Origin of the sequence: Pseudoflavonifractor phocaeensis (assembly GCF_016901735.1) — a bacterium.
In the GTDB taxonomy this organism is placed as follows: domain Bacteria; phylum Bacillota; class Clostridia; order Oscillospirales; family Oscillospiraceae; genus Pseudoflavonifractor_A.
The window spans coordinates 1-219 of sequence record NZ_JACLZC010000258.1 but is presented as its reverse complement, the minus strand read 5'-3'; the positions used below and the strand labels follow the sequence as shown (position 1 = coordinate 219).

Sequence of the window (219 nt, the reverse complement as noted above, 5' to 3'; positions counted from 1 at the left end):
TGGCAATGGCGGCGGTCACCTTGCCCTTATCATGCAGAATATCTTCCTCGTTGAACTGTAAAAATGCGTCAAGCCGCTTGACCCAATCGGCCATATACATGACATTTCCCCGGCGGGCCTGCCGTTCCGCATAGTCCAGATACATGGTGACGATCTCGTTCAGGTTTCGCATTTCCGTTTCGTTCAGATAGTTTTTGGCAACGGTGACATCCGATTTAC

General features: G+C 50.2%; 1 protein-coding gene. It reads right to left on the bottom strand.

Annotation, left to right across the window (positions count from 1 at the left end; translation table 11 throughout):
• The coding region (gene rhuM, locus H7U37_RS15500; RefSeq protein WP_204877058.1) for a RhuM family protein at positions 1-219 on the bottom strand (219 nt) is incomplete at both ends.